The organism is Variovorax sp. M-6 (assembly GCF_052114385.1).
Lineage (GTDB): Bacteria > Pseudomonadota > Gammaproteobacteria > Burkholderiales > Burkholderiaceae_C > Variovorax.
The window spans coordinates 47,978-53,977 of sequence record NZ_JBFREQ010000040.1; the positions used below are offsets into that span (position 1 = coordinate 47,978).

General features: G+C 67.2%; 5 protein-coding genes and 2 pseudogenes. 5 read left to right on the forward strand and 2 right to left on the reverse strand.

The window, feature by feature from the left end:
- Positions 1–130: 130 nt before the first annotated feature.
- Positions 131–428 (forward strand): annotated as a pseudogene (locus AB4Z46_RS30740) (transposase); the annotation flags it as partial.
- Positions 429–579: 151 nt separating this feature from the next.
- Here the strand turns inward: AB4Z46_RS30740 and AB4Z46_RS30745 are convergent.
- Positions 580–1,665 carry an AraC family transcriptional regulator gene (locus AB4Z46_RS30745; RefSeq protein ID WP_442287351.1) on the reverse strand — a complete coding sequence of 362 codons (1,086 nt, stop codon included), beginning with the start codon at positions 1,663–1,665 and terminating at the stop codon, positions 580–582.
- A 146-nt stretch (positions 1,666–1,811) separates the two neighbouring features.
- On the opposite strand from AB4Z46_RS30745, the gene AB4Z46_RS30750 reads away from it, so the two are divergent.
- Genes AB4Z46_RS30750 through AB4Z46_RS30765 form a run of 4 tightly spaced genes read left to right on the forward strand, consistent with a single transcriptional unit; the run spans position 1,812 to position 5,402 of the window.
- Positions 1,812–3,293, forward strand: coding sequence for a coniferyl aldehyde dehydrogenase (locus AB4Z46_RS30750; protein WP_442287352.1), 1,482 nt, complete (start codon positions 1,812–1,814; stop codon positions 3,291–3,293).
- Positions 3,290–4,903: a GMC family oxidoreductase gene (locus tag AB4Z46_RS30755; RefSeq protein WP_442287353.1), complete on the forward strand. Its 1,614-nt coding sequence runs from the start codon at positions 3,290–3,292 to the stop codon at positions 4,901–4,903. The genes AB4Z46_RS30750 and AB4Z46_RS30755 overlap by 4 nt, the downstream gene beginning before the upstream one ends.
- Before the next feature lie 41 nt (positions 4,904–4,944).
- Positions 4,945–5,187: a hypothetical protein gene (locus AB4Z46_RS30760; protein ID WP_442287354.1), complete on the forward strand. Its 243-nt coding sequence runs from the start codon at positions 4,945–4,947 to the stop codon at positions 5,185–5,187.
- An 11-nt stretch (positions 5,188–5,198) separates the two neighbouring features.
- The gene (locus AB4Z46_RS30765; protein WP_442287355.1) at positions 5,199–5,402 is read left to right on the forward strand and encodes a hypothetical protein; all 204 of its coding nucleotides are present in this window, start codon (positions 5,199–5,201) and stop codon (positions 5,400–5,402) included.
- A gap of 218 nt (positions 5,403–5,620) precedes the next feature.
- On the opposite strand, the pseudogene AB4Z46_RS30770 reads toward AB4Z46_RS30765, so the two are convergent.
- Positions 5,621–6,000, reverse strand: a pseudogene (locus AB4Z46_RS30770) (hypothetical protein); the annotation flags it as partial.

Consider the following 6,000-nt stretch of genomic DNA (forward strand, 5'->3'; position numbering starts at 1 on the left):
GTGCACACTGACATAGGTGTCGACAACAATCGGCCGAGGACCAACGTCAAATTCGACACTGGTGCTCAGTGATGGTGAACAGTGGAGCGCGCCCGCGCATTCAACGCGGCCCCGATGAAGACGACCAAGGATGGCCGATTCGCATTCCAAAAACCAAAATGGGCTGCGGCCCCAGTTCTCACCCGAGGTCCGTGAGCGGGCGGTGAGGATGGTGCAGGAGCACCATGGGGAGTACCCGTCGCTGTGGGCGGCAATTGAGTCCATCGCGCCGAAGATTCGCTGCGTGCCGCAGACGCTGCACGAATGGGTCAAGCGCGTCGAGGTCGACACGCGTGCGCGAAGGCGTTACGACCAGCCAGGCCCAGCGGACGAAGGAGCTAAAGCGCGAGGTCAAAGAGCTGCGCCGGGCCAACGAGATTTTGAAGCTGGGGTGATCGTACTTTCGGTGCAGATTGATACGGTTACGGGAAAAATCAGCAAGCAAAACAATGGCTTGCGCGTCCCGGGGTCTGGTATGGAACTTGTTTTTCCATTGAACCGTATCAATCTGCACCGAAAGTACGATCACCCCTATTCGCGTCACCAACTGGAAGTCGAGCGCCCGCGCTCGCGAAAATAGCCCGGCGTCTGCCCCGTCCACTTCTTGAACGCCTTGCGGAAGTTCGACACGTCCGAGAAACCGCTGCGCTCGGCGATCTCCTCGACCGACAGGTCGGTGCGCTCAAGGAACTCGATCGCCAGCCGCTCGCGAATGCCGTCGAGGATCGCCTGATAGCTGGTGCCGGCCTCGACCAGGCGCCGATGCAGCGTGCGCGCCGACAGATGCAGCCGCTCGGCCATCTGGTCGACGCGCGGCAGCTCTCCGATGCTTTTCAGGCAGGCCTGCCTGATGGTGGCCACCAGCGCGTGCTCGGCGCCGACGTCTTCCAGCATGCGGCCGCAGAACCTCGCGCAGACCTCGGCCGTGACCGGGTTGGCATTCGGCAGCGGCAGGCTCAGCATGGCCGCATCGAACTGCCACTGCAGCACGCCGGCGTCGAACTCCACCGGGCAGCGCAGCACCTGCTGGTAGCGCTGCGCATAGGCCGGCGCCGGATACGGCAGCAGCAGCCGGCGGCCTTCGGCGGGGTGCTCCAGCACGCGGTTCGTCAATGCATAGATGGAACTGAACCAGAACTCCGTCGCCAAGGGCAGCAGCGGCCCGAGGTCGATCACGTCGTGGCCCTCGAAGATCGCCACCTCGCCCTCGACCCGAAAGCTCTTCTCGAGCACCGGCCCGGCGAGGCGCACGTGCTTGATGCCGAAGGCCACCGCATCGCCCAGCGTGGCACTGGTCAGCACGGCATAGCCGAAGACGCCGAAATCCGAGATCCGCTGGCGCTGTCCAGCCAGCAGCCCGATCGCCGGTTCCGGACTCAGCCGCAGCACGTTGCCGAGCAAGGCCAGCTTCTGTCGGTGAGAGATATGCAGCTCGGGGTCGGACATCGCCTGCGCGGCGATCCCTGTGCCCTCGAGCAGTGCATCAACGCCGACGCCGAGTTCGGCCAACGCACCGATCAGCGCCGCCAGCCCCTGCATGCTGTGGGTCAGCGCGCCCAGCTCGCCTTCCCGGCGGCGCAGGGTGGGAAACGGAGCCGGCATGCCGGCGAAGACTGGGTGGGGCACAGGAAGGGGATGGAAGCTGGCGGTTTGGCAGATTTTCACCCGAATGTGTCGAAGTTGAACCTAGGCGCGACCCCGACGAAGGCCTAAATTCGCAGGCAGTCGTTGCTACGCGCACAGGCGCGGGCGCCAACGACCAGGAGACACAGATGAACGACACCACCGACCTGCAACATGTCGCCGCGGCGGCCGCCAACGCGCGCGTGCTGCGCCTGTTCCACGACCAGCGGGCCGCCTTCCTGGCCGACCCCGGACCGGCCGCGGCGGTGCGGCGCGGCCGCCTCAAGGCCTTGAAGCGCCAGGTCCAGCGCTACCAGGACCTGCTGGCCGAGGCCATGAGCAGCGACTTCGGCTACCGCTCACCGGCCGAGTCGAAGATGCTCGACCTGCTGGGCTCGATGCTCGAGATCAACCACGCCATCTCGCACGTGCGACGCTGGATGCAGCCGAGCCGGCGCTCGACCGAGCTGCTGTTCCTGAGCAACAGCGTCGAGGTCCGCTACCAGCCCAAGGGCGTGGTCGGCGTGATCGTGCCGTGGAATTTCCCGATCTACCTCGCGCTCGGTCCGCTGATCGCGGCGCTGACCGCCGGCAACCGCGTGATGATCAAGATGCCGGAGGTCACGCCGGCCACCAACGCGGTGCTCAAGAGGCTGCTCGGCGAGATCTTCGCCGAAGACCTGGTGGCACTGGTCGGCGAGGAATTGCAGGACCCGAACGTCTTCACCGCCCTGCCCTTCAACCACATCGTGTTCACCGGTTCGCCGGCGGTCGGCAAGATCGTGATGCGCACCGCGGCCGAGAACCTCACGCCGGTGACCCTCGAACTCGGCGGCAAGTCGCCGGCCCTGGTGACCCGCAACTACGCCATCGCCGATGCGGCCACGCGCATCACACATGGCAAGTCGGCCAATGCCGGGCAGATCTGCGTCTCGCCCGACTACGCGCTGGTGCCGCGCGAGCGCACCGACGAATTCGTGGCCGGCGTGCGGCGCACCTTCCAGCGCTTCTACGACAACCGCACCGAAGGCAACGCCGACTACACCGCCATCGTGAACGACCGGCAGTTCGACCGGATCCAGGCCTTGCTCGACGACGCGCGCGCCAAGGGAGCGAAGGTCGAAGCCTGCGCGCCGGTCGGCGCCGGCCGCCAGTTGCCGCTGCACATCGTGACCGGGCTCCGGCCCGACATGCGCGTGATGAACGAGGAGTTGTTCGGCCCGATCCTGCCGGTCGTGCCCTACGACACGATGGACGAAGCGATCGCCTTCATCAACGCCCGCCCGCGCCCGCTGGCGCTCTACTGTTTCAGCCACGACGACGCCGAACGCGACCGGCTGCTGCATCGCACCCACTCGGGCGGCGTGGCGGTCAACGACTGGGGCTGGCAGGTGGTCAACCACGACGCGCCGTTCGGCGGCATCGGCAATTCGGGCATGGGCACCTACCACGGCGAGGAAGGCTTTCGCGAGCTGTCGCACGCGCGGACCGTGTTCCAGCGCCAGCGCTTCTTCCCGGTCGGCCTGTTCTACCCACCTTACGGGGGATTCGTCCAGCGGCTCGCCATGAAGTTCTTCCTGGGCTCTGCGGACCCCGCGCTGACGGCGCAAGCCTCCGAGGAGAAGCCATGAGCGTCGAGGAATTCGACTACGTCGTCGTCGGCGGCGGCTCGGCCGGCTGCGTCGTCGCAGCGCGGCTCAGCGAGGACCGCAACGTCTCGGTCTGCCTGCTGGAAGCCGGCGGCACCGACGCCAGCGTCTTCATCCATGCGCCCGCGGGTGTCGCGGCCACGCTGCCCGGACCGTTCAAGAACTGGGCCTTCAAGACCGTGCCGCAGAAGGGCCTCAACGGCCGGCGTGGCTACCAGCCGCGCGGCAAGGTGCTCGGCGGTTCGAGCTCGACCAACGCCATGCTCTACGTGCGCGGCCACCGCTGGGACTACGACCACTGGGCCGCGCTCGGCAATCCGGGCTGGTCCTACGACGAGGTGCTGCCGTACTTCAAGCGCGCCGAGCACAACGAGACGCACGCTGCCGGCGACTATCACGGCGCCGGCGGCCCGCTGAACGTGGCCGAGCTGCGCAGCCCGAGCGCGCTGAACCAGGCCTTCCTCGCTGCGGCCGCGATGAACGGTGTTCCCGCGGTGTCGGACTACAACGGCGCCGAGCAGTTCGGCGCCTTCATGTACCAGGTGACGCAGAAGAACGGCGAGCGCTGCAGCGCCGCCAAGGGCTATCTCACGCCGAACCTGGCGCGACCGAACCTCGCGGTGCGGACCGGCGCGCTGTCATCGCGCATCGTGTTCGAGAGCAAGCGCGCACGTGGCGTCGACTACGTCGCGGGCGGACAGCAACTTCAGGTGCGCGCACGGCGCGAAGTCATCGTGTCGTCAGGGGCGTTCGGCTCGCCGCAACTGCTGATGCTGTCGGGCATCGGTGCCGGCGCGGCGCTGCAGGCGCTCGGCATCCCGGTGCTGCACGACCTGCCCGGCGTGGGCGAGAACCTGCACGACCACATCGACCACGTGCAGGGATGGCGGGCACGCAGCGACTCGCCCACCTTCGGCCTGTCGCTGCGCGGCGGACTGCGGGTCACCCAGGCGATGTTCGAATGGAAGCACCATCGCACCGGCCTGATCACCTCCAACTTCGCCGAGTCCGGCGCCTTCGTGCGCTCGTCGCCCGAGGTGGCCGTGCCCGACCTGCAGATGGTCTTCGTCATCGCGCTGGTCAACGACCACAACCGCAAGCTGCCCCTGGGCCACGGCTACTCGTGCCACATCGAGGTGCTGCGCCCGCACAGCCGCGGCAACGTCCGGCTGGCCAGCCCCGACCCGCGCGCGGCGCCGCTGATCGATCCGCGCTTTCTCGACGACGAGCGCGACCTCGCCCTGTTGGTCAAGGGCGTGCAGAAGCAGATGGACATCATGCTGAGCAGCCCCTTCGACCCCTACCGCGGCAAGATGCTCTTCCCGGTCGACCGCAACGACCCGGCCGCCATCGCCGAAGACATCCGCAACCGCGCCGATACGCAATACCACCCGGTCGGCACCTGCAAGATGGGACCGGACGGCGACCCGATGGCGGTGGTCGACGCCCGGCTTCGCGTGCGTGGCATCGATGGCCTGCGTGTCGTCGACGCGTCGATCATGCCGATGCTGTGCGGTGGCAACACCAACGCGCCGACGATCATGATCGGCGAGAAGGCGGCGGACATGATCCGCGCCGACCTGCCGGCCTGAGCCATTCGGACATCCTTTCTGACAACCCCCGAGACTCCTTCATGAAGACCAGCACCCGCGGCGTTCTCGCCGCTCTCGTCGCGTCCGCACTGGCCTCCGGCTGCGCCGGCGTCGCGCCCGCCACCGGCGCTGCCGGCAACGGGCCCAAGCCCGCGACACCCACCACCGAGCGCGCCAACCAGGCGGTCAGCCGCAGCCTGGCCCTGAACGACCCGCGCGACTTCGAGGATGCGACGCGTGGCCTGATCGCCACCCTTGTTATCGGCAGTTGGCCACAATTTTGAAGGCGGATCGCATGGAGTTCGGCAGATTTCATCTGCGCACTCCCCCTTGGGTGGCAGAACTGACTTGGCCACCAGGTGCGGCGAGAAGCATCGTCAACGCCGCTCCATCACCGCCGCAGCGGGTCAGCTACTCGATCGCCCGCTCCACCGTCGATGCCGAGTCCTCGATGACGATGCACCTTGGTTGGCAGCACCACGCGACGGGAATCAACTAGATCAGCGAAAGTCTCGGCTCGGAGCCCTCAGCGCTCCGAGCAGCTTGGAGTGATCCACCAGCGTCACGGCCACGAGCGACTGGGCGCCCTTCTTGCTTTGCCAAGCCCATCCGACGTTCAGGAGCTTGGCACCGAGCAGCACGGCGCGCTGCGCTTCGGCCGTCTACCTCGGCGCCGCCGCCCCTCCGCAATGAGTGACCGAGCAGGTCTTCAGAACACTACGGCTTGTAGGCGACGTGCACTTTGTCGATGCGTCCATTGAACCTGAAGGGGGCACGGTCGAAGTAGTCGAGGGCGACCGGAGACCCCAGGTCGACGCCGACGTCAAAGGTCTCGGTCGCGGTGAACGCAAGCGGCAACGTGTACGGCACGTTGGTGCGGCCGACCTCGGCGCCGTCGACCCGCAAGACGATCTGCGCGGCTGACCCGGGCTTGGGCGAGTCCACCAACGTCTCGACTTCGATGCGGGCCTTGCCTTTCGGCAATGCAGCCGCCGAGCGGACCACGCTCCGCTTGAGCGCGAGCGCGTTGTACTCGTAGACCAGCTGCCCGCGATCGAGGTACAGGGTCACGCCCCCGGCCACACCGCCCAGGGCGT